The 24,692-nt window shown below is 67.9% G+C and carries 24 protein-coding genes and 1 pseudogene; 13 read left to right on the top strand and 12 right to left on the bottom strand.

The window, feature by feature from the left end; genetic code table 11:
* Positions 1–53 precede the first annotated feature (53 nt).
* Entirely contained in the window at positions 54–464 is a 411-nt protein-coding gene (locus ABZV44_RS43600) for a DUF6153 family protein (RefSeq protein WP_354850657.1), read from the bottom strand.
* A 245-nt stretch (positions 465–709) separates the two neighbouring features.
* Here ABZV44_RS43600 and ABZV44_RS43595 point away from each other — a divergent pair, with 245 nt between their 5' ends.
* Positions 710–1,996, top strand: a complete 1,287-nt coding sequence (locus ABZV44_RS43595; RefSeq protein WP_354850726.1) for an MFS transporter — start codon at positions 710–712, stop codon at positions 1,994–1,996.
* Between the two features lie 61 nt (positions 1,997–2,057).
* Here ABZV44_RS43595 and ABZV44_RS43590 read toward each other — a convergent pair whose 3' ends face one another.
* A complete protein-coding gene (locus ABZV44_RS43590; protein WP_354850654.1) occupies positions 2,058–2,564 on the bottom strand; it encodes a nitroreductase family protein in 507 nt (168 codons plus the stop codon).
* Between the two features lie 95 nt (positions 2,565–2,659).
* On the opposite strand from ABZV44_RS43590, the gene ABZV44_RS43585 reads away from it, so the two are divergent.
* From ABZV44_RS43585 to ABZV44_RS43565, 5 genes are all read left to right on the top strand, one after another.
* Positions 2,660–2,998: a hypothetical protein gene (locus ABZV44_RS43585; protein WP_354850651.1), complete on the top strand. Its 339-nt coding sequence runs from the start codon at positions 2,660–2,662 to the stop codon at positions 2,996–2,998.
* A gap of 77 nt (positions 2,999–3,075) precedes the next feature.
* Positions 3,076–4,272: an AI-2E family transporter gene (locus tag ABZV44_RS43580; RefSeq protein WP_354850648.1), complete on the top strand. Its 1,197-nt coding sequence runs from the start codon at positions 3,076–3,078 to the stop codon at positions 4,270–4,272.
* A gap of 199 nt (positions 4,273–4,471) precedes the next feature.
* Positions 4,472–4,720: a hypothetical protein gene (locus ABZV44_RS43575; protein WP_354850645.1), complete on the top strand. Its 249-nt coding sequence runs from the start codon at positions 4,472–4,474 to the stop codon at positions 4,718–4,720.
* Positions 4,721–4,729: 9 nt separating this feature from the next.
* The gene (locus tag ABZV44_RS43570; RefSeq protein WP_354850643.1) at positions 4,730–5,326 is read left to right on the top strand and encodes a transglutaminase family protein; all 597 of its coding nucleotides are present in this window, start codon (positions 4,730–4,732) and stop codon (positions 5,324–5,326) included.
* Positions 5,327–5,433: 107 nt separating this feature from the next.
* Positions 5,434–5,940, top strand: coding sequence for a flavin reductase family protein (locus ABZV44_RS43565; protein ID WP_354850640.1), 507 nt, complete (start codon positions 5,434–5,436; stop codon positions 5,938–5,940).
* 178 nt (positions 5,941–6,118) lie between these two features.
* Here ABZV44_RS43565 and ABZV44_RS43560 read toward each other — a convergent pair whose 3' ends face one another.
* The 3 genes from ABZV44_RS43560 to ABZV44_RS43550 form a co-directional block, all read right to left on the bottom strand.
* Positions 6,119–6,391, bottom strand: coding sequence for a hypothetical protein (locus ABZV44_RS43560; RefSeq protein ID WP_354850637.1), 273 nt, complete (start codon positions 6,389–6,391; stop codon positions 6,119–6,121).
* Between the two features lie 278 nt (positions 6,392–6,669).
* Positions 6,670–8,976: a glycosyl hydrolase family 65 protein gene (locus ABZV44_RS43555; protein WP_354850635.1), complete on the bottom strand. Its 2,307-nt coding sequence runs from the start codon at positions 8,974–8,976 to the stop codon at positions 6,670–6,672.
* The gene (locus tag ABZV44_RS43550) at positions 8,973–9,746 is read right to left on the bottom strand and encodes a beta-phosphoglucomutase family hydrolase (RefSeq protein ID WP_354850632.1); all 774 of its coding nucleotides are present in this window, start codon (positions 9,744–9,746) and stop codon (positions 8,973–8,975) included. The genes ABZV44_RS43555 and ABZV44_RS43550 overlap by 4 nt, the downstream gene beginning before the upstream one ends.
* A gap of 134 nt (positions 9,747–9,880) precedes the next feature.
* On the opposite strand from ABZV44_RS43550, the gene ABZV44_RS43545 reads away from it, so the two are divergent.
* Genes ABZV44_RS43545 through ABZV44_RS43525 form a run of 5 tightly spaced genes read left to right on the top strand, consistent with a single transcriptional unit; the run spans position 9,881 to position 18,143 of the window.
* A complete protein-coding gene (locus ABZV44_RS43545; protein ID WP_354850629.1) occupies positions 9,881–10,171 on the top strand; it encodes a hypothetical protein in 291 nt (96 codons plus the stop codon).
* 14 nt (positions 10,172–10,185) lie between these two features.
* Positions 10,186–12,135 carry an aconitate hydratase gene (locus ABZV44_RS43540; protein WP_354850626.1) on the top strand — a complete coding sequence of 650 codons (1,950 nt, stop codon included), beginning with the start codon at positions 10,186–10,188 and terminating at the stop codon, positions 12,133–12,135.
* 22 nt (positions 12,136–12,157) lie between these two features.
* A complete protein-coding gene (locus tag ABZV44_RS43535; protein ID WP_354850623.1) occupies positions 12,158–16,624 on the top strand; it encodes a cation-translocating P-type ATPase in 4,467 nt (1,488 codons plus the stop codon).
* A gap of 47 nt (positions 16,625–16,671) precedes the next feature.
* Positions 16,672–17,697 (top strand): DoxX family membrane protein, encoded by a 1,026-nt coding sequence (locus ABZV44_RS43530; RefSeq protein WP_354850621.1) that lies wholly within the window; start codon positions 16,672–16,674, stop codon positions 17,695–17,697.
* A 14-nt stretch (positions 17,698–17,711) separates the two neighbouring features.
* A complete protein-coding gene (locus tag ABZV44_RS43525; RefSeq protein WP_354850618.1) occupies positions 17,712–18,143 on the top strand; it encodes a hypothetical protein in 432 nt (143 codons plus the stop codon).
* 47 nt (positions 18,144–18,190) lie between these two features.
* On the opposite strand, the gene ABZV44_RS43520 is transcribed toward ABZV44_RS43525, so the two are convergent.
* Entirely contained in the window at positions 18,191–18,961 is a 771-nt protein-coding gene (locus ABZV44_RS43520) for an RNA polymerase sigma factor SigF (protein ID WP_354850615.1), read from the bottom strand.
* A gap of 97 nt (positions 18,962–19,058) precedes the next feature.
* The gene (locus ABZV44_RS43515) at positions 19,059–19,526 is read right to left on the bottom strand and encodes a DUF6328 family protein (protein WP_354850612.1); all 468 of its coding nucleotides are present in this window, start codon (positions 19,524–19,526) and stop codon (positions 19,059–19,061) included.
* A 143-nt stretch (positions 19,527–19,669) separates the two neighbouring features.
* Between ABZV44_RS43515 and ABZV44_RS43510 the strand changes: the two genes are divergently transcribed.
* Positions 19,670–19,825, top strand: coding sequence for a hypothetical protein (locus tag ABZV44_RS43510; RefSeq protein WP_354850610.1), 156 nt, complete (start codon positions 19,670–19,672; stop codon positions 19,823–19,825).
* 75 nt (positions 19,826–19,900) lie between these two features.
* Here ABZV44_RS43510 and ABZV44_RS43505 read toward each other — a convergent pair.
* The 5 genes and pseudogenes from ABZV44_RS43505 to ABZV44_RS43485 form a co-directional block, all read right to left on the bottom strand.
* A pseudogene (locus ABZV44_RS43505) lies at positions 19,901–21,068 on the bottom strand (SulP family inorganic anion transporter).
* 46 nt (positions 21,069–21,114) lie between these two features.
* Positions 21,115–21,639, bottom strand: a complete 525-nt coding sequence (locus ABZV44_RS43500) for a hypothetical protein (RefSeq protein ID WP_354850607.1) — start codon at positions 21,637–21,639, stop codon at positions 21,115–21,117.
* A gap of 87 nt (positions 21,640–21,726) precedes the next feature.
* A complete protein-coding gene (locus tag ABZV44_RS43495) occupies positions 21,727–22,374 on the bottom strand; it encodes a PAS and ANTAR domain-containing protein (protein WP_354850724.1) in 648 nt (215 codons plus the stop codon).
* 77 nt (positions 22,375–22,451) lie between these two features.
* Positions 22,452–22,847: a CBS domain-containing protein gene (locus ABZV44_RS43490; protein WP_354850721.1), complete on the bottom strand. Its 396-nt coding sequence runs from the start codon at positions 22,845–22,847 to the stop codon at positions 22,452–22,454.
* A gap of 97 nt (positions 22,848–22,944) precedes the next feature.
* Complete coding sequence (locus tag ABZV44_RS43485) at positions 22,945–23,199, bottom strand: hypothetical protein (protein ID WP_354850604.1); 255 nt, start codon at positions 23,197–23,199, stop codon at positions 22,945–22,947.
* Positions 23,200–23,367: 168 nt separating this feature from the next.
* Here ABZV44_RS43485 and ABZV44_RS43480 point away from each other — a divergent pair, with 168 nt between their 5' ends.
* Positions 23,368–24,495, top strand: coding sequence for a glutamate--cysteine ligase (locus ABZV44_RS43480; RefSeq protein WP_354850601.1), 1,128 nt, complete (start codon positions 23,368–23,370; stop codon positions 24,493–24,495).
* The last annotated feature ends 197 nt before the right edge of the window (positions 24,496–24,692 follow it).

Genomic DNA, 24,692 nt, shown 5'->3' with positions numbered 1-24,692 from the left:
GGCGGCGGCCGGGATCACGAAGTCGGCCGCGACCGGTGGGCGCGGCGGACCTGTCAGATCCGCAGAATCGACAGTTCGGCCAGGGTGGGGACCGCCCACGGCGGTGGGCGGGCTCGGTGGATTCGCAGGGTCGGGAAGTTCGGTGGGCGGGCGTCACGGGGCCGGTCTCCGGCCCAGTGCAGCAGCACTAGGCCGATCGCGACCGTCACCACGGAGAGGACGAAGAATTCGCAGCCGTGGGTGAGCCCGTGCCCGCCGGGCTTGTCGCCGTGCATTCCCGCGTCGTGTCCCGGCTGCGGGGCAGAGGGCATCGCCATCGTCGCTGCGGACATCTCGGAAACCGGCGTGCCATGGTGTACCGAGAACACACCCGCATGCATGGCGGCGATCCCGAGCAGGAGCGCCAGCACTCCGAGCAGCCGGACGCATCCGGTCGCTCGCGGCGCAACGCGCTGATCAGCCACGTCAGCCAGCATAGCCCGACTTGACATGTCACCCCCCTGGGGTATTCGCCGCGAACCTGATGCGCGGTGGCCCACATCACGGCGCACCTACTTGAGCATACCCCCTAGGGGTATTAAATTCCCCCGTATCGAACCACCCACCCACCGAGGAGCCACGAGATGTGCGAATGCGAATGCGACTGTCCCCGCCCCCGCGACCCGCCCCAGCCCGTCTCCAGGAAGTGATTCCGATGCGTTCCGCGCCCATGCTCACCTCGCTCCTCCGCAACCGCGACTACCTGCGGCTGTTCACCGCCCAGGTCTCCGGGCTCTTCGGTACCGGATTGACCACCGTCGCACTGGGATTGCTCGCCTACGACCTCGCCGGCGGTGCTGCCGCCGGTGTCCTCGGCACCGCGCTCACCATCAAGATGCTTGTCTACGTCACGGTCGCGCCGATCGTGGCCGCGTATGCCGATCGCTTTCCCCGCCGGGCCTTTCTGACGGCCCTGCACCTCACGCGCGCCGCCGTCGTCCTGGCACTGCCGTTCATCGACCAGATCTGGCAGATCTACGTGCTCATCGCGGTCCTCCAAACCGCTTCCGCCGCATACACACCCACCTATCAGGCGGTCATCCCCGACATCCTGCCCGATGAGCGGGAATACACCCGGGCACTCTCGGCCGCGCAGCTGGCCGCCACCATGGAGACCCTGCTCAGCCCGATGCTCGCCGCCGCCGCACTGACGATCATGAGCTTCCACTGGCTGTTCGTCGGTACCGCCATCGGATTCGCCGTCTCGGCCGCACTGGTCATCGCGACCAGGATCCCGGACGCGACCGCCACCAGCGGAGACTCGTTCCGGGAGCGGATCACGGTGGGCCTGCGGATCTTCGCCGCGACGCCACGCCTGCGCGGGCTGCTCGGCCTGAACCTGGTGGTGGCCGCCGCGGGTTCGATCATCATGGTCGACACGGTCAACTACGTCCGCGACACCCTCGGCGGCACTCAGACCGGAGTGGCAATGCTGCTGGCGGCCAATGGATTCGGCACCATGCTCGTGGCCCTGTCACTCCCCCGGGTGCTCGATCGCAGCGGCGCTCGCCCGGTCATGCTCACGGGCGCGGCCATCCTGCTGGCCGGTCTCGGCGCGGCCATCGCCCTGTCGCTCGCCGGCTCGGGTGGCTGGCGGTGGGGCGCGGCCATCGCGGTGTGGGCGACCGTCGGCGTAGGTACCGCCGCGATCCTGACCCCGACCGGCCAGGTGCTGCGCAGCTCCTCGCAACCGGCCGACCGCCCCGCCGTCTTCGCCGCCCAGTTCTCGCTCTCGCACCTGGCCTGGCTACTCACCTACCCGGTCACCGGATGGCTCACCACCACAACCGGATACACCACCACCTGGGTGACGCTGGCGGTGTTCGCCACCATGGGAATCACGGTCGCCCACCGGATGTGGCCTCGCCACGACCCGGAGCAGGTGATTCAACTGCACATCGAGCCTGGCCCTCAGGCGACCGCGGACCAACGACCCGAACTCGCCGCCGCGGCCTGACCATCCCGATCGCCGCGTCGCCCAGCGTCCGGGCGGCGCGGCGGCATACATCTATCGACCGCTACTTCCAGGTCAGCAGCTCACCGACCGAGAGCCTGCCGCTCGGAATCGCATTCGGCGCACCGGCCGGCAGCGGATCCGGGTACCCGAGGGCGATGACATGCCGCGGCAGCCATCCCGGTGCGAGCTCGAGCAATTCGGCTGCGCGAGAAACATTCTCGGCGGGATACAGCGTGGTCGGGCAACTGCCGAGCCCCTGTTCGGCGGCGGCCAGACACAGCGACTGGGTCAGCCGGCCCATGTCGAACTCGGTATCGGCGAAGCCGTTGTCCTGCGAGGCCAGGACCAGCACCAGGGGCGCGGCGGCGAGATGGACGGCATAGCCGCCGAGCCGGGACAGCTCACGCCGCGCCGCCGAATCGGTGACGGCGACGAAGCGCCAGGGCTGCCGATTGCGCGCGGAGCCGGTCCAGCGGGCCGTGTCGATGATGCGCTCGATCACGGGGAGCGATACGGGATCCGCCCGGAAATGTCGCACCGCCCGCAGTCCCCGGATCGCTTCATCCACTCGGCAACCCTATCGGCTCGAGCGGTGCGCGGAGATTGCCGACCCGATGTCCGGGTACCCGCCGAACATCGGCACCTGCACCGAAGAGGAGGAACATGCCCGATCGACAACAAGATGCAGCACAACCCGACAGCGCCGGGCAGCACGGCGACCGCACCGAGCAGTTCCCGGACCACGCCAGGACCACCCGATCACACGCGGGTGAGTCCATGGTGGACGCGCGAAACTGGCCCGGTCTCATCCTGTTCGCGTTCGGAATCATCGCGCTCGTGGCCGCGTTGGCCGCGGCCGGTTACGGGTTTACGGGGCGGGCGGTACTGGCCGGGGTGGTCTGCGTCGTATGGCTGGCCTCGGGCGCAGCGCTGGTGATCAGCGAGCATGTGCGGGTCAAGCACGGCGAAGGTCGAAAGCTGGGCGATCCCGGCGGCCACTGAGCGGAAACGGGACTCATATCGGGGCATCGCTGACGGACGACGGCCAGCGCCCGCCTTCCCGACCGGATAGAGAATCGATGAACGACGAAAAAGCGCACAATCATTGGGTAGCGCAGCCGCATTCCGACAGTGAACCGGCGCCGATTTCGGAAGCCGAGGAGCGTGCTGCCGAGCTGTCCAGCGATCAGCATCCGCTGGGCAGGCCCGGACGCAGGTTCGACCGGCACTCGCCGTTCATGGTGGGACTGATGGCCTCCGCGGGTGTGCTGGTCACTGTGGGGACCGTGCGTGTCGTGCTCACAGCCCATCAGGCGCTGCTGCTCGTCGCCGCGGCGCTGTTCCTCGCCATCGGCATGGAGCCGGCGATCTCGTGGCTGGTGCGCCACCATGTCCGCCGCGGTTTCGCTGTCACGCTGGTGTTCCTGATCGTGCTCGGCGGCCTGGCCGGATTTCTCTGGGCCGCGATCACACCGTTGATCGGCCAGGGTCAAGGCCTGATCCACCATGCGCCCGACGCCCTGCACCATCTCGAGGACCGCTACCCGCTGGTCCGGGAGGCAACCGACCGCTTCCACCTCGACGAGTGGCTGCAGCACGCAACCGGCGCCGACTTCGGCAAGGTGTCACAGGGACTGGTCGGAGCGGGCAGGGTGGTCTTCAGCTGGGTCACCGCCACGATCCTGGTCGCGGTGCTCACCGCGTATTTCTCGGCGAACTTCCCGGCCTTGCGCGCAAACCTCTATCGGCTGTTTCCGCGGGAACGCCGGCCCCGCGCCATCCTCATCGGGGACGCGATCTTCGCCAAGGTCGGTGGTTACGTGCTGGGCAACCTGCTGATCTCACTGATCACCGGAATCCTCACCTTCATCTGGCTGGCCGCCTTCGGAGTCCCGTTCCCTCTGGTGCTGGCCGTGCTGGTCGCGGTGCTCGACCTCATCCCCCTGATCGGCTCCACGCTGGCGGGTATCGCCATAGCGCTTGTCGCGCTGACGGTTTCGCTGCCGGTCTGCCTGGCGACCGTCGTCTTCTTCATCGCCCTGCGCTGGCTCGAGGACTACCTGCTCGTCCCCCGCATCATCGGGCGCACGGTACAGGTCCCCGCTGTGCTCACGGTCGTCGCCGTCCTGGTCGGCGGCTCGATGCTCGGCGTCCTGGGCGCACTGCTCGCCATCCCCACCGCCGCGAGCCTGCTCCTGCTGGTCCGGGAGTTGCTCTACCCCAGGCTGGACCGACCCCAGGCTTCCGGTGCGGCCAACCCGCCCGATAGCCGGTGAGCCGGTCAGGACGACCCGTTCGAGTCGGTCTCGGTCGCGGTGCGGTCGTCCACCCCGTCGTTGAGGTACCGTCGCCATGGGCGGTGGGCCTCGTACGGACCGCAACTGCCGCCGTGGTCCCGCATGCGGACCGCGTAAGCAGGCGAAAAATGGGCAAACCGCTAGCGCCGGTCAATCCACCATCGTTCAGGAGGCTGTCATGGTCGACGAAGGTGTCTATCGAGTGCGGTTCTGCGAGTCGTGCACCGCGACCGCCGAGGAGGCCACGAAATTCCACGATCTCCTCAGAGCCCTGGGTGGAATGGTGGTCTACGGCACCTATCCCGGCCCGCTCGTGATCGGCATCGCGGTGGAAGCCGCCGAGCACGTCGCGTCCTTCCCGTTCGTCGAATCCGTGGTGTCGGTCAGCGACAACTCGGCGGTGAGCGGCCAGCCGACGCCGCACTAGGGTGGACCGGTGTCCTTCGCGCCCGTGTCGATGCTCAGCCCCTCGGCCTATCTCTCCGGCGATCCGATCGTCGAGGTCGATCACCCGGCGGTCCGGGCGCTCGCCCGCGAGATCCGATCGCAGTCCGACAACGATATCGACTGCGCCCGAAGGGCATTCGAGTGGGTACGGGATGAGGTCGCGCACTCCTACGACGCGCAGGACTCCCGTGTGACGCTACGCGCCTCGGACGTGCTCGAGCAGCGTGTCGGCCTCTGCTACGCGAAGTCCCACCTGCTCGCCGCGATCCTGCGCGGGCAGGGCATCCCCACCGCGCTGTGCTATCAGCGGCTCACCCACGGTGACGGGCACGTCCTGCACGGCCTCGTGGCGGTTCATCTCGACGGCGCCTGGCATCGCCAGGACCCGCGCGGGAACCGGGCGGACATCGCCGCCGAATTCTCGCTCGGCACAGAACGACTCGCCTTCCCGGTCGACCCGCAGTTGGGCGAGATCGACTACCCGCACCTGCACCGCACACCGGCAGACGTCGTCGTCGATGCTCTGCGGCAGGCGACCGACATACTCGCCGTGTACGACGCCGGATTGCCGTCGCAACTCACCTGAATCGGCGTCGTTTCCACTCACGCGGCATACAAACCAAATGGTCTGTGTAGGCTGAAGCCCGGCTCCTGGACCACTGTCCCGACCGGCCCGAAACGGGGAGGTGCGGCGTGTCACGCGAGGTCGACGATTCCAGCGGCGCATTCGATCTCACCGTCGCGGCCGCCGACGCACCGGTGTGGATCGTCACCACCCTCGCCGACGGCCACCGCGCCGGCTGCCTCGTGGGGTTCTCCACACAGGTCAGCATCGAGCCGCGGCGATTCCTCGTCTGCCTGTCGAAACGGAACCACACCTATCGTGTCGCGGCCCGGGCAGACCACCTGGCGGTCCACCTACTGTCACACGAGTCCCTCGCACTGGCGCACCTCTTCGGCTCCGAGACCGGACTCGAGCTCGACAAGTTCGAACACTGCGACTGGCAGGAGGGTCCGCACGCGCTGCCGATCCTGACGGCCACGGCCGGCTGGTTCGTCGGCGAGATCCTCGACCATGCCGATTTCGGCGACCACGTCGGCTTCCTTCTCGCCCCCACCGCGGCTCGACCACCCACGCCGGACACTCCCCCGCTCCGCTACGCCGCGGTCGCCGGCCTCATCCCCGGCAACCAGCCCTGAGACCGGTCACATGGCCATGTTCGGGAACATCATGTTCCACATCTGTCGGATCATGTCCATTATCTGTGTCCACATCACGGTAATCACCTCCTGATCATTGCGAGGTCCTCCGCCTACGCGATACGCGTCGGCGTCGAAGGTTTGCGAGGCGATCGCGCGGCCGGAGTGAACCGGCGGTTCAGCGCTCCGCCCGGTGCTCCGGTGCGATCAGGATGTCCGAGCCCTGTAAACGGGTGGCCAGTAGTTGCTTGCCCAGCTCGCCGCCCGTGCGGCTCTCGGTCTGGGCGCGGCGGAAGAAGTCGGCCAGTTCGGTACCGGCGTCGCGTTCGGCGTCGGCGATGAAGGTGTCCAGCCGGAGCGCGTTGTCCAGCGACGCCTCGACGAACCAGATCAGGTTGTAGTCCTTGTCGCGGGTACCGGTGATGATGCCGGTTTCGCTTGTCTTGCCCATGGCGTTGGTTCCCTTCCGCCGAGTGTTCGTTTCATCTCCCCGCTTGCCGCTTACCCTCGCCCGCGCCGGGTAAGCGGGCGGTATGGAACTTGTACATCTCGATCTCCGTGCCGGACCGTACGCTGTTCCGGTTCCACCGATACGGCCGTCGGAACCGATCCCGCCGGTGGAGCCGGGGCAGCCCATTCCGGAACCCGCGCCGCCCGTGCCCTTCCCCGCACCCGGGCCACCGATTCCGGCGCCGCCGGATCCGCTTCCGGAGCCCGGGCCATCGGAACCTATTCCGCAGCTGCGCCCGCGGTTGCCGTCGGGTTGGGCAGGTCCACCGGGCTGTCGGTCAGGGTGATGCGCCGGCCGTGGTGGGTCAGGGTGACGCTGTCGCCGGATTCGAGTCGGTAGGTGGTCGACTCGGCGGTGATGTGGACGGATATCCGGCTGCCGTGCCACAGGATTCGGAAGCACAGCCGATTCAGCTGCTCCGGGAGGCGCGGGGCGAAGCCGAGGTCGCCGTCGAGGTCGCGCATGCCGCCGAAGCCGCCGACGCAGCTGATCCAGGTACCTGCGACCGAGGCGATGTGGACGCCTGCGGCGACGTCGTGGTGCAGGTCGTGCAGATCGGTGAACGCGGCCTCACGGAAATAGTCGTAGGCGAGCGCGAGGTGTCCGATCTCGGCGGCGAGGACGGCTTGGGTGCACGCCGACAGTGAGGAATCGCGGACGGTCAGCGGGTCGTAGTACTCGAAGTTGCGGATCTTCTGATCGCGACTGAAGGCGTTGGGGCACAGGTACATTGCCAATACGAGGTCGGCCTGTTTGACCACCTGCTGGCGATACAGATCGAAATACGGATAGTGCAGCAGCAGTGGATAGTTCTCCGGCGGGGTGGCGGCGAAATCCCATGGGGCGTACCGGGTGAACCCTTCGGACTGCTCGTGTACCCCGAGTTCGTCGTTGTAGGGCAGATACATGGAGTCGGCACAGTGACGCCAGCGGGTGAGCTCCGCGGGCTCCACACCGAGTCGTTCGGTCAGATCGGGCCGCCGCGTACAGGATTCGGCGGCCTCGCGCAGGTTCCGGGCCGCCATCAGATTGGTGTAGATGTTGTTGTCGGCCAGGGCGGAGTACTCGTCGGGGCCGGTCACGCCGTCGATGCGGAAGTCCCCGGCCGAGTCCTCGTGCCCCAAGCTCACCCACAACCGCGCCGTCTCGACCAGCAGCTCGACACCGCACTCGGTCTCGAATTGCTCGTCGCCGGTCGCGGCCAGGTAGCGGGCGGTCGCGTCGGCGATATCGGCATTCACGTGGACGGCCGCGGTGGCGGTCGGCCAGTACCCGGACGCCTCCTCACCGTTGATCGACCGCCACGGGAACATCGCCCCGGCCTGCCCCAACTCCCGGGCCCGCTGCCGCGCCTGCCCGAGGGTCGAGTGCCGCCAGCGGAGCGCGTCACCCGCCGCCATCGGCATGGTGTACGTGAGCACCGGCAGCACATAGGTTTCGGTGTCCCAGAATGCGTGGCCGTCGTATCCGGGACCGGTGAGGCCCTTCGCGGGAATCGCCCGCGCCTCACCGCGCGCGCCTGCCTGCAGCACATGGAACAGCGCGAATCGCACCGCCTGCTGCAGTTCGGGGCTGCCGTCCAGTTCGATGTCGGCCTGCGCCCAGAAGTCGTCGAGATAGACGCGCTGACGGTCGAGCAGCTGCTGCCAGCCGATCTCCAGCCCGGCCGCGAGCGCGGCCTCCACCTGGGCCCGCAGCGCGGACGCCGAGCGCCGCGCCGACCACCCGTAAGCCAGAAACTTGGTGAGGCACAGGCGATCCCCCGCGGGCACGCCCGCGGCGATCGTCATCCGGGCGAGGTCGTTCTCGGCGTGCACATCGCAGCGGGTGGCCACCGCGACATCGAACTCGTGGTCCATCGCGGCCGCCATGCGCAGCTGCGACCGCCGGGTGTGATGGACCAGCACCGCGGAGAGGTCGCGCGCCACGGCGCACTCCCCCACGAGCGGGTGATCGAGCGCAGCGGCCAGGCGGGGATCGTCCGGTTTCGCCGGATCCGGTTCATTGGCGAGCAGATCCGACTGCACGACCACTTCGAGATCACCATCGAGCGGCTCGACCTCGTAGCGGATCGCCGCCAGTGCCCGCTCGGTGAACGACACCAGGCGTTCCGAACGAATCCGCACGCGGCGGCCGGTCGGCGAGGTCCACACGGTGGAGCGGCGCAAGGTGCCGGACCGGAAATCCAGGACGCGGTCGTGCTCGACCGTAGTGCCATAGCGCAGATCCATCGGCTCGTCCTCGACGAGCAATCGGATGATCTTGCCGTCGGTCACGTTGACGACGGTCTGGCCCTCCGCCGGATAGCCGTATCCGGCTTCGGCGTACGGCATCTTCCGGGATTCGTAGAAGCCGTTGAGGTAGGTGCCCGGTTTGCCGACCGGTTCGCCCTCGTCGAGGGTGCCGCGCAGGCCGATGTGCCCGTTGGACAGCGCGAAGATCGATTCGGTGCGTTGCAGCGCATCGAGATCGAGCCCGCACCAACGCAATTCCCAGGGCGCTACCTCGAATCTCGCATCGCTCATGAGGATTCCCGTAAGTCGGCCAGGTCGTGGACGACGACGTCGGCTCCGGCCCGGTACAGCTGATCGGTATGGTCCGGGTCGCCGGTACGGTCGACGCCGACGACGAATCCGAACGCGCCCGCGCGGCCGGCCTCCACCCCGGCGACCGCGTCCTCGAACACCGCCGTGGCCCGGGGATCGACGCCCAGGGCGTCCGCGCCCGCCAGGAACCCATCGGGTGCGGGCTTGCCGGGCAGGTCACGCTCCGCGAAGGTGTTCCCGTCGATGCGGATCTCGGCATAGCGGTCCAGACCGGTGGCGGCCAGCACCGCCGCGGCGTTCGCCGACGAGGATACGACGCCGATTCGCAGCCCGGACTGCTGCACAGCGGTAAGATAATCCACCGACCCGGGGTAGGCGTGCACGCCTTCTCGTTCGATCAACGTGTGCACGAGTTCGTTCTTCTTCTCACCGATACCATGCACGGTCTGCGCGTCGGGACCGTCTTCGTCAGAACCCTCGGGCAGCTCGATATCTCGCGACTTCAGGAATTCGCGCACCCCGTCCAACCGAGGTCTCCCATCCACGTACAGTTCGTAGTCCCGCTCCGAGAAGGGCTGGAATCCAGCGCCGCAGCGCTGGTGCAGAAAGCCGTCGAAAGCGCTCTTCCACGCCTGCTCGTGCACCCCGGCGGAATCGGTCAGCACGCCGTCCATGTCGAACAACACCGCGCTGATCGCATGCGGCAGCCCCAGGCGGCGGGTCCTGGTGTCCCGGTCGTCGTGGTCCATACCGGTGCCTTACCCGCGGCAACCCCGGACAAACACGATTCCCCCGGCGCGAGATGTTTCGCGGTGATTCTTCCGGTTACTCGACCGACTGCCGGCAGTCCGGCCGGCGCTCACGACAGCGGAAAGGCAAAACCATGCTGATGCTCACCCCCACTGCCGTCGAGGCAGTCCGCGATATCACCTCCGGAGACGGCGCGCCGCAGGACGCCGGACTGCGGATCTCCACCCCCGATGACGCCCAGAGCTTCCACCTGGCCGTCGCCGCCGAGCCGTCGCAGGACGACGAGGTGCTGACTGCCGAGGGAGCCCGCGTCTTCATGGACCGCAAGGCCGCCGAATTCTTCGACGACAAGATTCTCGACGCCGGCCTCGACGCGAAGGGCAATGCCACCTTCGTGGTCGGACCGCAGGCCGCCACCTCCTAGACTCGTCCGCGACGATGTCGGCGAATCTGGCTCGGAAACTGATCGAGTCGCACCTGGTGTCCGGTGCGATGAAGCCGGGTGCGGAGATCGCGATCAGGATCGACCAGACGCTGACCCAGGACGCCACCGGCACCTTGGTGATGCAGGAACTCGAGGCCTTGAACCTCGAGCGGGCGCGCACCGAGGTCAGCGTTCAGTACGTCGACCACAATCTGCTGCAGACCGATGAGAAGAACGCCGAGGACCACGAGTATCTCCGCACGGCCGCCCAGCACTTCGGCCTGTGGTTCTCCAAGGCGGGCAATGGTGTATCGCACCCGACGCACATGCAGCGGTTCGGTATACCGGGCAAGACTCTCGCGGGTTCGGATTCGCACACTCCGGCGGCCGGCGCGCTGGGCATGCTGGCCATCGGAGTGGGCGGATTGGAAGTGGCGCTCGCGATTTCGGGTCGGCCGCTGCACCTGAGGATGCCCGAAGTGTGGGGTGTCCGGCTGGAAGGCGAACTGCCGCAGTGGTGTTCGGCCAAGGATGTCATTCTCGAGATGCTGCGCCGCCACGGCGTGAGCGGCGGGATCAACCGCATCATCGAGTACCACGGCCCGGGCCTGTCGAGTCTGTCGGCGATGGATCGCCATGTGATCGCGAACATGGGCGCCGAACTCGGGGCCACCACAACGGTATTCCCGAGCGACGCGGCCGTGCAGGCCTTCCTCCGCGAGGAGGGACGCGAGAACGAGTGGGTCGAGCTGGCCGCCGATGCCGACGCCGGTTACGACCTCGAGGACTCGATCGACCTGTCCACTCTCGAGCCACTCATCGCGAAGCCGTCCTCGCCCGGCAACGTGGTGCCGGTGCGCGAGGTCGCGGGCACCGATATCGCGCAGGCGGTGATCGGCTCCAGCGCCAATCCCGGCCTGCGCGATTTCGCGATCGTGGCGGCGATGGTGGCCGGGCGGCAGACCGTGCCACAGGTCAGTTTCGACGTGAACCCCACCTCGCGGGAGATCCTCACCGATCTGACCGCGATGGGTGCCGTCACCGACCTGGTGGCCGCCGGGGCCCGCATCCATCAGGCCGGATGCCTGGGCTGCATCGGCATGGGCCAGGCGCCGGCCGTGGGTCGCAACTCACTGCGCACCATGCCGCGCAACTTCCCCGGCCGCTCGGGCACCAAGGAGGACTCGGTCTGGCTGTGCTCGCCGGAAACCGCCGCGGCGTCGGCGCTCACCGGCGTGATCACCGATCCACGGGAGTGGGCGCGCACCGTGCGCATGGACTATCCGAAGCTCGACCTGCCCGCACGCGCCGCGATCAACACCATGATGCTGGTCGCCCCACTGGATCCGGAACAGGCCCGGCAGGTGCGGCCGGTGAAAGGGCCCAATATCTCCAGTCTGCCGCCCCTGGCCCCGCTGCCCGAACGGATCGAGGCGCCGGTGCTGCTGAAGGTCGGCGACAATGTCTCGACCGACGAGATCTCTCCCGCCGGAGCACGGGCACTGCCGTTCCGATCCAACATCCCCAAGCTGGCGATGTTCACCTTCACCCAGATCGACGAGACCTATCCGGAACGGGCACAACGGGTTTCCGAATCCGGCCATCTGATCGTCGGCGGCGAGAACTACGGTCAGGGCTCCTCCCGCGAGCACGCCGCGATCACCCCTCGCTATCTCGGGCTGCGAGCGGTCATCGCCAAATCCTTCGCCCGCATCCACTGGCAGAATCTGGCCAACTTCGGTGTCCTGGCACTCGAATTCGCCGATCCCGCCGACTACGACGGCATCGACCGTGACGACTTCCTGCGCATCGACGATCCGGGCGAGATCGCGCACAGGACGACATTGCAGGTGCTCAACATGAGCAAGGAAACGACTTTCACCGTCCGGCATCGTCTTTCGCCACGACAGGTACAGGACATCCTCGCCGGCGGCCTGATACCCCGCCTGGCGCAACGCGCATGACCGACGCGGAAGGGAGGCGTTCGTGCTGTCCCGCCTGATCGGCCTTACCACCGGTACGGCCCGGGGGCTCGCCCGTGGCCTGGGAACCGCGGCCGAGGTCGGCGCACTAGTGCGCCACGATCTCGGAACGCTGCTCGATCCCAGCCTGCACCGCGACCGCCGGGTGGCACGTGTAGGTGATCGGGTGTTCGTGGAAGTGCACGGCCTCGGTTCCGAGCGCGGCCCGAAACTGGCCGCGGAACTGCGCGGCACCTTGCGCGCGGTCCCCGGCGTCCAGCACGTACGGACCAATGCGATCACCGGGCAGGTCATCATCACCACCGATGCCGACATCGCCGACCTGGTGGCGGCGGTGGCCGGGATCGAGAGTGACTTCGGGGTCGCCGACCGTCCCTGGGATCCCACCACCCCGCATCCCGGAGACCTGGAACCCGCGCTGTCCGCGGCCATTTCGCTGGCCGGCGACACCCTGGCCCTCGGTCTCGCGGTCGCCGGCGCGCTGACTCCCCGGCGAGCACCCGTTCAGTTCTTCCAGGCCGCCGCCGCCATGTTCGATACGCAGCCGCGGCTGCGGGCCGTGCTGGAACAGCGCATCGGACTCGCGCGCACCGACCTGCTGGTGACGACCGCCAATGCTCTCGGGCAGGCGGCCGGTGAGGGTGTGGGCAGCCTGCTCGTGGACGCCGGGCAGCGAGCGCTGGTCCTGGCCGAGGCGGGGGCTCGGCACGCTCGGTGGCGGCAGTGGGAGCTGGACGGGGATCACTCCCGGCGGCTCACCGGGCCCCGGGAGCCGCTGCGACTCGGCCCCCGCCCCGTCGAGCTACCGCCGGGACCGGTCGAGCAGTGCGCGGACGAGGTCGCCACCGGATCGGCGCTCGCCGCCGCCACCGCCCTGTTCGGCCGCGGCGCCGCCGACGTCGCACCCACGCTGGGTCTCGCCGCGCCGAAAGCCGCACGCACCAGCCGGGAATCGTTCGCGGCGGCCGTCGCCATCCGCCTTTCGCTCGCCGGGGTGGTGACCGTCGATCCCGGAGTGTGGCGGCGGTTGGACCGGCTCAGTGCCATTGTCATCGACGGTGAGGTGCTGCTCGGCTCCCACCGCCTGGTGCTCGACGCCGAGGCGGCGGACGAGCGTGAGCTGCGGCGGATCTGGAGCGGCGCGCAGGAGCGACTCTGGATCGCCGACGACGCGGATTCCCCGGCCGCAAGCGATGATTCGGACGCCGATGGACCGCTACGCCTCGTCGAGAAGGAACAGCCGGGATCGGATGGACTCACCTGGTTCGACGTCCACGATGGTTCCCGGCAGATCGGGCGCGTCCTCGTCGGACATGAACTGCATCCGCATGCCCAGGCTATCCTGCTGGCAGCTCGTGACGCCGGGTTGCGAGTGATTCTGGCCGGGACACCGGACACCGCCGAATTGCGCTCCTCCACGGACGAATTCGTTCCCCACACACAATCCCTGCACGACCTGGTGCGCCGATTGCAGGAGCACGGCCATGGCGTCGCGGTGGTCTCCGCGTCAGCGGATCGCGCGCTCGCGGCGGCCGACGCGGCGATCGGCGTGGTGCGTTACGACCCCGCGGGCGGGCGGCAGTCCCCGTGGGCGGCCGACGCCCTGTGCACCGACCTGGCGCAGGTATTGGGTGTCCTGGCGTCGATCGCACCCGCACGCAATGCCAGTGCCCGGGGCCGCGCCCTGGCCCTGTCCGCGGCCTCGCTGGGCGCCCTGCTGGTCGCGGCCGCGCCGCAGCGCCACAACGAGCAGTTCCCGGTCACGGCCGCTCAGGCCACCGGCCTGCTCACCGGCGGCGTGAGCGGTTGGCAGGCAACCGATTCCGACCTCGACGCCGCCGGCGCACCCCTGCTGCCCTGGCACGCACTCGAAGCGCACGAGGTGCTGACCCGGCTGCCCGAACCGGAGCCGGCCACCGAAATCTCCCGGCCGCATCCGCTCACACCGATCCTCGACCGGGCGACCGCGGCCGTCGCACCGTTCGGCCGGTTCGCCGGGCAGCTGCGCGCGGAGGTGGCCGACCCGCTGACGCCGATCCTGGGCGTCGGCGCCGCGGCTTCCGCGATCCTCGGTGCGCCGGCCGACGCACTGCTGGTGTCCTCGGTGATGACCGTCAATGCCGTGGTGTCGACGGTGCAGCGCCTGCGCGCCGAAGCCGCATTGCGCGATCTCCTGCACGGCGAGGAGCTGCACGCCTGCCGAATCGAACGGCGGGACGCGCTGGAGCGGAGCCCGGACGATTTGGAAGACCTTGCCGGACAGCGTATCCCGGCCGAGAACCTGCACGTCGGCGATATCGTGCTGGTGCGCACCGGCGATGTGGTGCCCGCGGACGCCCGGCTGCTGTGCTGCGACGACCTCGAGATCGACGAGTCCGCACTGACCGGCGAATCGGTCACCGTGGAGAAACGAGTGGCCGCGACGCCCGGAGCCGCCCTGAGCGACCGATACTGCATGCTGTTCCAGGGCAGCACCGTCGTCAACGGCATCGCGGCGGCGATCGTGGTGGCCGTCGGCGCCGACACCGAGTCCGAACGTGCTGCCGCGGCGGCGATTCCACCGCGCCGGAGCGGCGTCCAGGCGCAGCTGCGCCGCCTCACCGATCAGGCGTTGCCCACCACCTTGGCCGGCGGGTCGGCGGTGACCATCCTGGGCTGGCTGCGCGGCCGGCCGCTGCGTGCCGCTCTGGCCGAGGGCGTGGCGGTCGCGACCGCCGCCGTCCCGGAGGGGCTCCCGCTGGTCGCGACGGTGGCGCAGTCGGCGGCCGCCCGGCGGCTGTCGCGCAGCGGAATTCTGGTGCGCGCCAGCCGGACCGTCGAGGCGCTGGGCCGGGTCGACACCATGTGCTTCGACAAGACCGGCACCCTGACCGAGGGCAGGCTGCGGCTCACCAACCTCGCCTCACTCGATCGAGAATGGGAGCCCGGAGATGCCGATCCCGCCGCCCGGCAGCTGCTGCGCGACGCCGCCCACGCCTGCCCGGATCCCGACGGCCCGATCGTGCACTCCACCGACCGCGCCGTCCTGGACGCGGCCGCCGACCTGCCCGCCGGCGAGGGCTGGGAAACGGTGGAGGAATTGCCTTTCGAGTCGAATCGGGGCTTCGCCGCCACTCTCGGCCACAACCCGCAGCGGCTGCGCCTGGTCGTGAAAGGTGCGCCCGAAGTGGTGCTCGACCGCTGCGCCCGGGTGCGGCAGAACTCCGGAAAGCCCTCCAGCACCCCATTTTCCGACTCCGACCGCGAACGGGCCGACCACCTGGTGCACGACCTCGCGGACCGGGGTCTGCGCGTGCTGGTCGTGGCACGCCGCGAGCTGCAGTCGGCGCCGGACGATATCGAGAGCGCGGTCGAGAAACTCACCCTGATCGGCTTCCTGGGCCTGGCCGACACGCCGCGCCCGCAGGCGCAGCCATTGATCACCGCCCTGCGGCACAACCGGATCGGCGCCCGCATCATCACCGGTGACCATCCGGTCACCGCGGCCGCGGTGGCCCGCGAACTGGGTATCGAGGCCACCACCGTGACCACCGGCGCGGAACTCGACGAGCTCGATGAATCGGGTCAGGCCGACCTCATCGAACACAGCACGGTTTTCGCCCGGGTGAGCCCGCGGCACAAGGTCCGTATCGTCTCCGCGCTGCAGCAGAGCGGTCACGTGGTGGCGATGGCCGGCGACGGCGGCAACGATGCCGCCGCCATCCGCACCGCCGATATCGGAATCGGTTTGGCCGCACGGGGTTCCACGGCCGCCCGGAACGCCGCCGATCTGGTGCTCACCGATCCGGACCCGCTGGTGCTGCTCGAGGCGCTGACCGAGGGGCGCAGCATGTGGCGGCGGGTCAGCGACGCGGTGGGTGTGCTGGTCGGCGGCAACGCCGGCGAGGTCGCGTTCACCGTGCTGGGGACCGCGGTGGCCGGGCGCGCGCCGCTGGGGACCCGGCAGTTCCTGCTCGTCAACCTGCTCACCGACATGTTCCCGGCCATGGCCGTCGCGGTGTCGCCCGACCCGGCGGCCGAGGAGAACGCCGAAAGCTCCAGCCGCGCCGAGGAACTGGGCGCGCGCCTGGCCGCCCGGCCGCCCGCCGATCTGGGCGCCGAACTACTGCACGCCATCCTGTCCCGGGGCGCCACCACGACCGCGGGCGCCACCGGGGCCTGGCTGGTCGGCCGATACACCGGGACCGCCCGCCGGGCGAGCACCATCGGGCTCGTCGCCCTGATCGGCACGCAGCTGGGCCAGACCCTGCTGGCCGCCCGGCACAGCCCGCTGGTGTGGTTCACCACCGCCGCCAGCGGCGCCGTCCTGGTCACCGTCGTCATGACGCCGGGCATCTGCACCTACTTCGGCTGCCGACCGCTCGGCCCGGTGGGCTGGGCGATCGCCGGCGGCGCGGCCGGCATCGCGACCGCGATCGGCGCGTTTGACGGCGGGCATGCCGGGAACAGCGACAACGTCAGGCCCACGTAAGGAACGTCAAGCCCACGTAAGGCAACCCTTCCGGAAAGGAGTCCACCATGCTGCGGCGAATTGCCCACCCCATGCTCGCGACCGTCTTCGTCGTCGACGGAATCGACACTCTCGCCAATCCGGATCCCCGGGTCAAGACCGCGACCGCCGCGGTGCAGAAGGGCGAGCAGAAGCTCCCACCACAGCTGGCGAAGTACCTGCCCGACGATCCGGGGCGCGTGGTCCGGATCAATGCGGCGGTCCGCATCGGCGGCGGTGTGCTGCTGGCGCTCGGGAAGCTGCCGCGGCTGTCCACCGCGGTGCTCGCCGCGACCGTGATCCCCGCGGCGCTGTCCGAACCGGGATATTGGACCGAGGAGGACCCGGAGCGGCGCGCGGCGAAACGCACTGCGCTGCTGAAGGATGTGAGCCTGCTGGGCGGCCTGCTCATCGCCTCCACCGATCGGCAGGGCAAGCCCTCGCTCGGCTGGCGCGGCCGTCGCGCTCTCGACAAGCTCCACTCGGAAACCGGCCCGGCCCATGATCGCGTCGCCCAGCTCGCCGATGCCGCGAAGGAACACGGTCCGGAACTGGCCGCGACGCTACGGGAGCAGGGCGAACGCCTCGCCGAGTCCGCCCGTGAGCATGGTCCCGAACTCGTTGCGGCAGTGCGTGATCGGGGCGAACGCCTCGCCGAGTCCGCCCGCGAGCATGGTCCCGAACTCGTTGCGGCAGTGCGTGATCGCGGCGAACGCCTCGCCGAGGCCGCACAGCACCGCGGCGAACAGCTCGCGGAGACCACCCGTGACGTCGGCGCCCAGTGGGGCAGGACCGCCTCCGATCGCGGCGGCCAGCTCCTCGATGCGGCCCGCGAGCACGGCGGCCACCTCGCCGAGAGCGCACGGGAACACGGCGGGCCGCTGTCGGACACCGTCCGGGAGCACGGGGCACAGCTCGCCGGAACAGCGCGGGAGCAGGGCGCACAGCTGGCCACCACAGCGCGCAAGCGCGGCAGGCGGCTCGCCCGGGCCGCCCGGGAACGCGGCGAGCGGGCAGCGGACGCGGCTCGCGACGCCGCCGGCCGGACACGATGACGGGAGTCGGCGCCATGACGTCTCAGCACGTCGTATCCCGAACGGCCCGACCGGGTTTGTGGCTGTGCGCGGCGGCGACGGCGGTCGCCGTCGCCGCCGGCTGCGCGAACAGCACGGCACCGGGCGTTCCGGGAACCGGTGCGCCGCAGCCCTCCGGGCAGTCGTCCGGCGGGCCCACCATCACCGCGGATGCCGCGAAGCAGCTCTGCGACATGATCCGGCCCGAGGTCGACAAGTGGCGTGCCGACGGCCCCACCGAGGCACGGCTGAAATTCAATGCCACCGTTCAGGATTGGGCGTTGCGCAACAACGGCGTGAATTTCGCGGTGATGCGCAATCGCTCCGTCATCGACCAGACCACCACCGCCACCTGCCCGGATGTCCACGACGCGGCCATGCAGGCGATCCAATTGCCGGACCTGGCTTCGGGATTGGTGGGCTTCTGACATCCGCCGGGGCGACGCGAGCCGCCCCGGCGAGATCGGTCACGAGCTCAATTCGCGAGGGATTCGGCGCGGAGCTGTCCGAGGGTCTTGGCCAGAATGCGCGAGACCTGCATCTGCGAGACGCCGAGGCGTGCGGCTATCTGATTCTGGGTCAGCGACTCGAAGAATCGCATCACCAGGACCCGGCGCTCCCGATCCGGCAGCTCGGCGATGAGCGGGCGAACCGCGAGCAGCTGGTCCACATGTTCATAGCCCGTCTCTTCGGCCCCCAGCGCGTCCAGCATCGCCAGCGGAGTGTTCTCCCCGTCATCCGGGCAGGCCGCTTCCAATGAGGCGCTCTGGTAGGCGTTGGACGCCAGCATCGCCTGTGTCAGCTCTTCCGGATCGACGTCCAGCTCGGCGGCCAGTTCGCGGGCCTTCGGCATCCGGCCCAGGCGCTGCGCCAAGGTCTCGATGGCGGTGCCCAGCCGGACCTGGGTCTCCTTGATTCGCCGCGGCACCCGCACGGCCCAGGTGCTGTCCCGGAAATAGCGGCGGACCTCACCCATGATGGTCGGCACCGCGAAGGACAGGAAGCGGGAGCCGCGATACACATCGAAACGATCGATGGATTGGATCAGCCCGAGCCGTGCGACCTGGAGCAGGTCTTCGAACGCCTCGCCGCGACCGGAGAACTTGCGTGCGATGTGATCGGCCAGCGGCAGGCAGCGATCTATCGCTTCCTCTCGCAAGGCACTTCGCTCGGGAGCATCGGTTTCGACGGCGACAGCCAGTTGTTTGAGCAGCGGCTCGATATCGTCGTAGCTGTCACCCGTCATCGGAATCACCCCGTATTCGGCTGAACTGCATGAAGAAGGGGTACCCAGTCCACGCACCATTGAACGCCTTCTTCGCAATTGACCGCAAATTACCAGGTCAGACGCTTTTGCCACGGTGCTGATGCCAGGGATGGATCACCCATATCGCCGTGAACAGCGAGCCGAAAACAATTCCTGCCACGATCCCCGCCCAGGTCCCGCCGACGGTGTCGAAAATGAGCACGGACACCCCGGTGAGTGCGATACCGAACAGTCCCAGACCCACGATGGCGTAACGGTGAGCGGCATTCACGACATTCTCGATCCGATGCCGCCGGAACAGCATCCGATGCGCGGCGACCGGCGCCACCAGGCAGATGGTGGCACCGATCGACGCGGCGACGATCACCAGATACAGCACACGCAGCGGCCCGGACAGCGTTCCGAACCGATTCTGGAACGGAATCGTCAGCAGGAATCCGGTCAGCAACTGCACGCCCGTCTGCACCACGCGCAACTCCTGCATCAGGCTGTTCCAGTTCCGATCCAGCTGCTCGGTAGCGGTTTCATTCCGGCCGCCTCTCATTGGATTCGATTACCCGCGACCACCGGGATCAAGCGCTGTGGCAGCAGATATGTCGCCGCTCAGCAAATTTCGGTAACCCGAGTTTGAGCGCCCGTGCGCCGGGAACAGCATGGATGTATCAATCGCCCCACAAAGGAATAATCATGATCATCCTGGGCCTCATTCTGCTGATCGTGGGAATTGTTTTCGGCCTCTCGATCCTGACGACCATCGGCGTCATCCTGATGCTCGTCGGCGCAGCGGCCTGGCTGCTCGGCATGGCCGGCCGCCCGATCGGCGGACGCTCCCACTACTGGTGATGCAACGGGCGACCCCCTGACCGATTCGATTGCGGGTCAGGGGGATACCGCTCCCAAACGATCTCGCCACTCGGTTCACTCCGACGACGGTCCCGGTTTCTCGCGGCGATACGCGTCCACCGCCGTCGGCAGTGTCGGGTAGAGGCGGTTCGGTCCGATCCGGTCGATCAACCCGGCGGCAGCCAGCGCGTCGCGCAGGTCCTGCTTCACCCGGGCAATCGCGAAAACGATTCCACGAGAGCACAGTTCCTCTTGTAGTCGTACGAGCGCATCCAGCGCGGTGAGATCTACTTCGACATTCGCCTCCGCGTTGAGGACGAACCAGCGGATGGCGGCTGAACCGTCGGTGCCATCGGCTGCGGCCAGTGCGCGGCGCCGGAAGTCCTCGGCATTGGCGAAGCACAGGGCGCGTCGTAACGGTAGATCACCAATCCCGGAACGGTTTCGGCCTCGGCATAGTCGTCGACGTCGTGCATTCCGGCCAGTCCAGGGACGAAACCCTGAACGGCGTCAGACCAGGCGCCGGAAGTCCCGCCGGCACCTCGCCGACGACCGCTATGCCGTGATCCCGCAACGAGAACACCACTACCGCGAGCGTCCCGGCGAGGATCGCCAGCAATGGCCACGGTACCCGGGGGAGAAACTGCGTGAGCACCAGCAGAGCGACCAGTGTGGTTGTTGCGAGAATAGCTGTCGGCCAGTTGATTTCATTCATGTGCCGGACGAATGAGACCACTTGATCAGGCACCGTCTCTCCCGCCACGGCCACCCTCGTGACCCGGCCGAGTTGCCCTGCGATCATGATCCCGGCCGTGCCCGCCAGAAACCCGACCAGTACCGGCTTCGACAGCAGGTCAGCCAGCAGACCCAGCCGCGCGAACGCGCCGACCAGGCAGATCACACCTACCCCCAGCGCCAGCATCGCGGCGAGCGCGGCATACCGCCGCGCATCGCCCGCCACTATCGGCGCGAGCGTTGCAGCGGTCATCAGCGCAGTCGCCGACTCCGGCCCCACCGAGAGCTGCCGGGACGTCCCGAACAGCGCATACAACATCAAAGGTCCGATCGACGCCCACAACCCGACAACAGCCGGCAGTCCCGCGACCGTGGCATATGCCATGATCTGAGGCACCAGATACGCGGCAACGGTGATTCCCGCCAGCACGTCCGGCCGAACCCACTCCCGCCGGTATTCCCGGAACTGCTTCAGCCCCGGCATTATTCGCGTCGGCCCAAAGTTCATGGCACCCGGCCACCCCGCGCCGCATTGCTACTCACCGAACTGGCTGTCACCAGTCATCGGTTTCATTCCGTGATCGACTGAATCGCACGACTACGGGGTATCCGGCGAGCGCCACATTGAATTCCAACGTCGTAGTCTGTATCGAATCGGTCAGCATGCCGAGTGCCTTCCGGGTGAATCCATCCTCCTCCAGTGGGCTGTCGGTCTCGCACACCGTGGTCACCCGAATTCGGATTCTCCTGGCGTCATAGCGGAATTCGCACTCGATCACCGCACCGTGCACAGCGGACACCATCAGCTCGCTCGCGACTTCGTCGAGGGCGACGCCGACATCGGTCATCACATCGAGGGTGAAATCCGCTGTCAGCATGATGTTTTCGGTCACCGTGCGCAGCAGCCACAGGTATGACACCTCGGCGGGAACGTGCAATCCGACCGTTCCCGGATCGGATTGCCGCGCCGACTCGAAGTACGGTACGAATCGTTCGGCATCAGGGTCCGCGATCATCCTGACGGCCACGGCGTCCGGTACCCGACCGCCGTTTCCACCCTTGTTCCGAGGTGAGTACATGTGCGTCCACCATTCACTGGTGCCGCTTCCGATCACGGCTGTTCACTACTCGCGTACCCGTTCTGCGAGGCGGAAAACACCGTGGAATCAATAGCCTTCGACGAATGGCGTGGATCGAATACGTTCGTGGACCGTCAGCAGCAGATGGTCGAACCTCGTCCGGAGCCGGGCACTCGAATCGGCGACCGAAGGCAAATCCGCGACCAGCTGGGTCGCGAGCACACGCAATTTGATGTTGGTTTCCTGAGACCGCCAGATCAGAATGCGAAACGCCTGGTCCGCGCTGATGCCGTAGACGAGCATGAGCGCGCCCTTGGCCTGCTCGACCACCGCGCGCGCGGCGTACAACTCCGGCAGCCGGTGGTCGAGAGTCTCCTGGCTGTGCTCGGCGAGCGTCTCGGTCATGTCCATGTAGTACCCGGCGGTTCCGACCACCTGGCCTGCTCCGTCGAGCATTTGATCACCGACAACCAGGACGTCGTGCACTTCCCCGGCGGTGTCGATGATGCGGTGGCGACTGCAGAACGGCTCCGCGTTCTCGACCGAACGGGCAATGGTGCCGGCCACCTGTTCCCGATCCTCCGAATGCTTGTGTGCGAGAAGAAGTTCCGTGGTCGGCTGCACGCTTCCAGGTGGATAGCCGTGCATCTTCGCCACCTCGGCGGACCACTCCCACCGCTGATCATCGAACCAGAAGCGGAAGCCACCGACGAGACACGGGCCTTCCACACCCATCACCGATTGGAACGCCCGGGTGCCCTCGGGTGAGATACCGCCACCCTCTGCCACACCGCGATTATCCGCCCGCCCGGTCATTCTTGGGAAATCGCTTCCACAACTTCACCGGAATCCCGGTGGCTGAGTGTTCGCGCGATATCGGCCTGGGCAATGATGCCGACCAGGTGGTCATTTTCGACCACCGGAAGCCGCCGCACCTGGTGCTGAGCCATCAGCTGCATGACGGTGGACACGTCGTCGTCGGCCTCGGCCACCACCAGCGGGCCATCGACCAACTCCCCCACCTTCACGTCGAGCGGATTCTCGCGCTGGGCCACCACGTTCACAGTGATATCCCGATCGGTCAGGATGCCGTGCAACCGAGAGTCCTCGCCGACGATCGGCAGGGCGCCGACGCACAGTTCCGCCATCATGCGTGCGGCGTCGACCACCGTGTCGGTCGACCGGGCACAGCGGCAGTCCGGCGTCATTATTTCGCGCGCGGTAGTCATCGGCTATCTCCTCGATTCCCCGCGGAGCCGGTCAGCCGAGCGTCAATTCGCCGCCACGCCGGCCTGATGGGAGTGCTCATTGACTGGGCTGCGGCACATTGACATGGCAATTGGCGATTTTCGGGTTCACGCCGAGATAGTTCAGCGGGCCCGCGATGATGGTCACCGCGATTGTCCCGGCGCTTGCGCAGTTGGACGGCGCACTGTCGTAATAGTGCCGTTGACCGGCGGCCACGGCACCGATGACCAGCCACGCAAGCACCAGCACCACGATGAGGCTGCCCGCACTCGTGCGTCGTCCCAGCCAGCGGTCGTTTGCGTATGTTCTCACTTCGCATCTCCTTGTTCGACCACCCCACTGCTGACGCAGGTTCCAGATGCGGGCAGTCGCGATATTTCCTCTCTCGACGACCGGATACCCCGTCGAGTACAGGCCTAACAAGGCCGTTCCATGGTGTTCCGGACGAGCAACACGGGACCCGCGAGTAACCTCATGGCAATGGACGCGGCACTGTCGACCGTCGGCGTTGAGGAAGAATTCCTGCTTGCGGACCCTGTGACGGGTGCGCCCGCCGCGAACAACGCAGAAGTGGCACGCACCGCCGCCGAGAGCGGGATCGACCTGAAGCTGGAGCTCACCCGATGCCAGGTGGAGACCAATACCCGCGTGCACTCCACCACTGCCGGGTTGATTCAGGAATTGCGCGCGCTACGTCTCGGTGTGACATCCTGCGCGGAGCAGAACGGCGCTCGCCTGCTCGCGGTGGCCATTCCGCCGACCGTCCCGCACCAGTTCCCGTTCACCGACACACCCCGCTACCGGCGCATCGAGCAACATTTCGGCCTGCTCGCCCACGAGCAGGGGCTCTGCGGCTGCCATGTCCACGTCGCGGTTCCGGATCGAGAAACAGCCCTCCAGGTCAGCAATTTCGTGCGCCCCTGGTTGCCGCTGTTCCTGGCACTGACCGCGAATTCCGCGGTCTACCGCAGCGTCGACAGCGGGTTCGCCAGCTGGCGAAACATTCTGTGGCAACGCTGGCCCAGCGCCGGACCTCCACCCTATTTCACGTCGACGGAGGATTACGACGCCCTGGTCGCCATGATGATTTCGAGCGGCAGCATTCTCGACGAGACAATGGTGTATTGGGATGTCCGTCCGTCCTTGAACTATCCGACCGTCGAGATCCGGGTCAGTGATATCCCCGCCACGGTCGAGGAGACCGCGCTGCTCGCCACCCTGGTGCGAGCCACGGTAATGACCGCGCGAAATTCATTGGAGCAAGGGATCATCGCGCCCCCGGTCCAGCATGAATTGCTGCGCGCGGCGTACTGGAAGGCTGCTCGTACGGGCATCGACGGCAACGGTGTCTACCCTATGAACGGCAGTGTCATGCCGGTTCGCGCGCTACTGGCCGAACTCGTCGACCACGTCGGGCCGGCGCTCGAGGAGTTGGGGGACCGTGACTTCGTCACCAGCACCCTCCGGACCGTTCTCGCCCGCGGCAATGGCGCGCGTCGCCAACTCGGGGCCTTCCGGATGCGTGGAGATGTCGGCGATGTCGTCACCGAGTTGGCGAATGCCACCCTGGAGGGTTGCCACCGGCACCCCGTCAACCTGCCTTCCTGAGGAGGATCAGATCGGCGGAGGTCGCTGTCACCCCGGAGAGCGCACCACGCTCGCGAGCTGGGCTCGCTCATCATGGGACGCCCGCAACTGCTCGACGTTCGTATCGGCCGCGACCCGTCACCGATTCTGCTGCGCCCGCTGACGCGCTTCCTGAGCCTGGGCCACGGCACGGTCCTTCTCGGCCTGGGCCTCGCGCT

It is taken from the genome of Nocardia sp. NPDC004860, assembly GCF_040609015.1.
Classification (GTDB): domain Bacteria; phylum Actinomycetota; class Actinomycetes; order Mycobacteriales; family Mycobacteriaceae; genus Nocardia.
This window is presented reverse-complemented; position numbering and strand designations above follow the sequence as displayed.

What these genes read in the sequence shown, in the direction of transcription:
- ABZV44_RS43585 (WP_354850651.1), top strand. Translation starts at nt 2,660, where the DNA reads ATGCCCGATCGACAACAAGATGCAGCACAACCCGACAGCGCCGGGCAG.
- ABZV44_RS43560 (WP_354850637.1), bottom strand. Translation starts at nt 6,391, where the DNA reads ATGGGCAAGACAAGCGAAACCGGCATCATCACCGGTACCCGCGACAAG.
- ABZV44_RS43500 (WP_354850607.1), bottom strand. Translation starts at nt 21,639, where the DNA reads ATGTACTCACCTCGGAACAAGGGTGGAAACGGCGGTCGGGTACCGGAC.
- ABZV44_RS43575 (WP_354850645.1), top strand. Translation starts at nt 4,472, where the DNA reads ATGGTCGACGAAGGTGTCTATCGAGTGCGGTTCTGCGAGTCGTGCACC.
- ABZV44_RS43520 (WP_354850615.1), bottom strand. Translation starts at nt 18,961, where the DNA reads ATGACGGGTGACAGCTACGACGATATCGAGCCGCTGCTCAAACAACTG.
- ABZV44_RS43595 (WP_354850726.1), top strand. Translation starts at nt 710, where the DNA reads ATGCTCACCTCGCTCCTCCGCAACCGCGACTACCTGCGGCTGTTCACC.
- ABZV44_RS43555 (WP_354850635.1), bottom strand. Translation starts at nt 8,976, where the DNA reads ATGAGCGATGCGAGATTCGAGGTAGCGCCCTGGGAATTGCGTTGGTGC.
- ABZV44_RS43580 (WP_354850648.1), top strand. Translation starts at nt 3,076, where the DNA reads ATGAACGACGAAAAAGCGCACAATCATTGGGTAGCGCAGCCGCATTCC.
- ABZV44_RS43540 (WP_354850626.1), top strand. Translation starts at nt 10,186, where the DNA reads ATGTCGGCGAATCTGGCTCGGAAACTGATCGAGTCGCACCTGGTGTCC.
- ABZV44_RS43515 (WP_354850612.1), bottom strand. Translation starts at nt 19,526, where the DNA reads ATGAGAGGCGGCCGGAATGAAACCGCTACCGAGCAGCTGGATCGGAAC.
- ABZV44_RS43490 (WP_354850721.1), bottom strand. Translation starts at nt 22,847, where the DNA reads ATGACGCCGGACTGCCGCTGTGCCCGGTCGACCGACACGGTGGTCGAC.
- ABZV44_RS43480 (WP_354850601.1), top strand. Translation starts at nt 23,368, where the DNA reads ATGGACGCGGCACTGTCGACCGTCGGCGTTGAGGAAGAATTCCTGCTT.
- ABZV44_RS43545 (WP_354850629.1), top strand. Translation starts at nt 9,881, where the DNA reads ATGCTGATGCTCACCCCCACTGCCGTCGAGGCAGTCCGCGATATCACC.
- ABZV44_RS43525 (WP_354850618.1), top strand. Translation starts at nt 17,712, where the DNA reads ATGACGTCTCAGCACGTCGTATCCCGAACGGCCCGACCGGGTTTGTGG.
- ABZV44_RS43530 (WP_354850621.1), top strand. Translation starts at nt 16,672, where the DNA reads ATGCTGCGGCGAATTGCCCACCCCATGCTCGCGACCGTCTTCGTCGTC.
- ABZV44_RS43550 (WP_354850632.1), bottom strand. Translation starts at nt 9,746, where the DNA reads ATGGACCACGACGACCGGGACACCAGGACCCGCCGCCTGGGGCTGCCG.
- ABZV44_RS43510 (WP_354850610.1), top strand. Translation starts at nt 19,670, where the DNA reads ATGATCATCCTGGGCCTCATTCTGCTGATCGTGGGAATTGTTTTCGGC.
- ABZV44_RS43495 (WP_354850724.1), bottom strand. Translation starts at nt 22,374, where the DNA reads ATGGGTGTGGAAGGCCCGTGTCTCGTCGGTGGCTTCCGCTTCTGGTTC.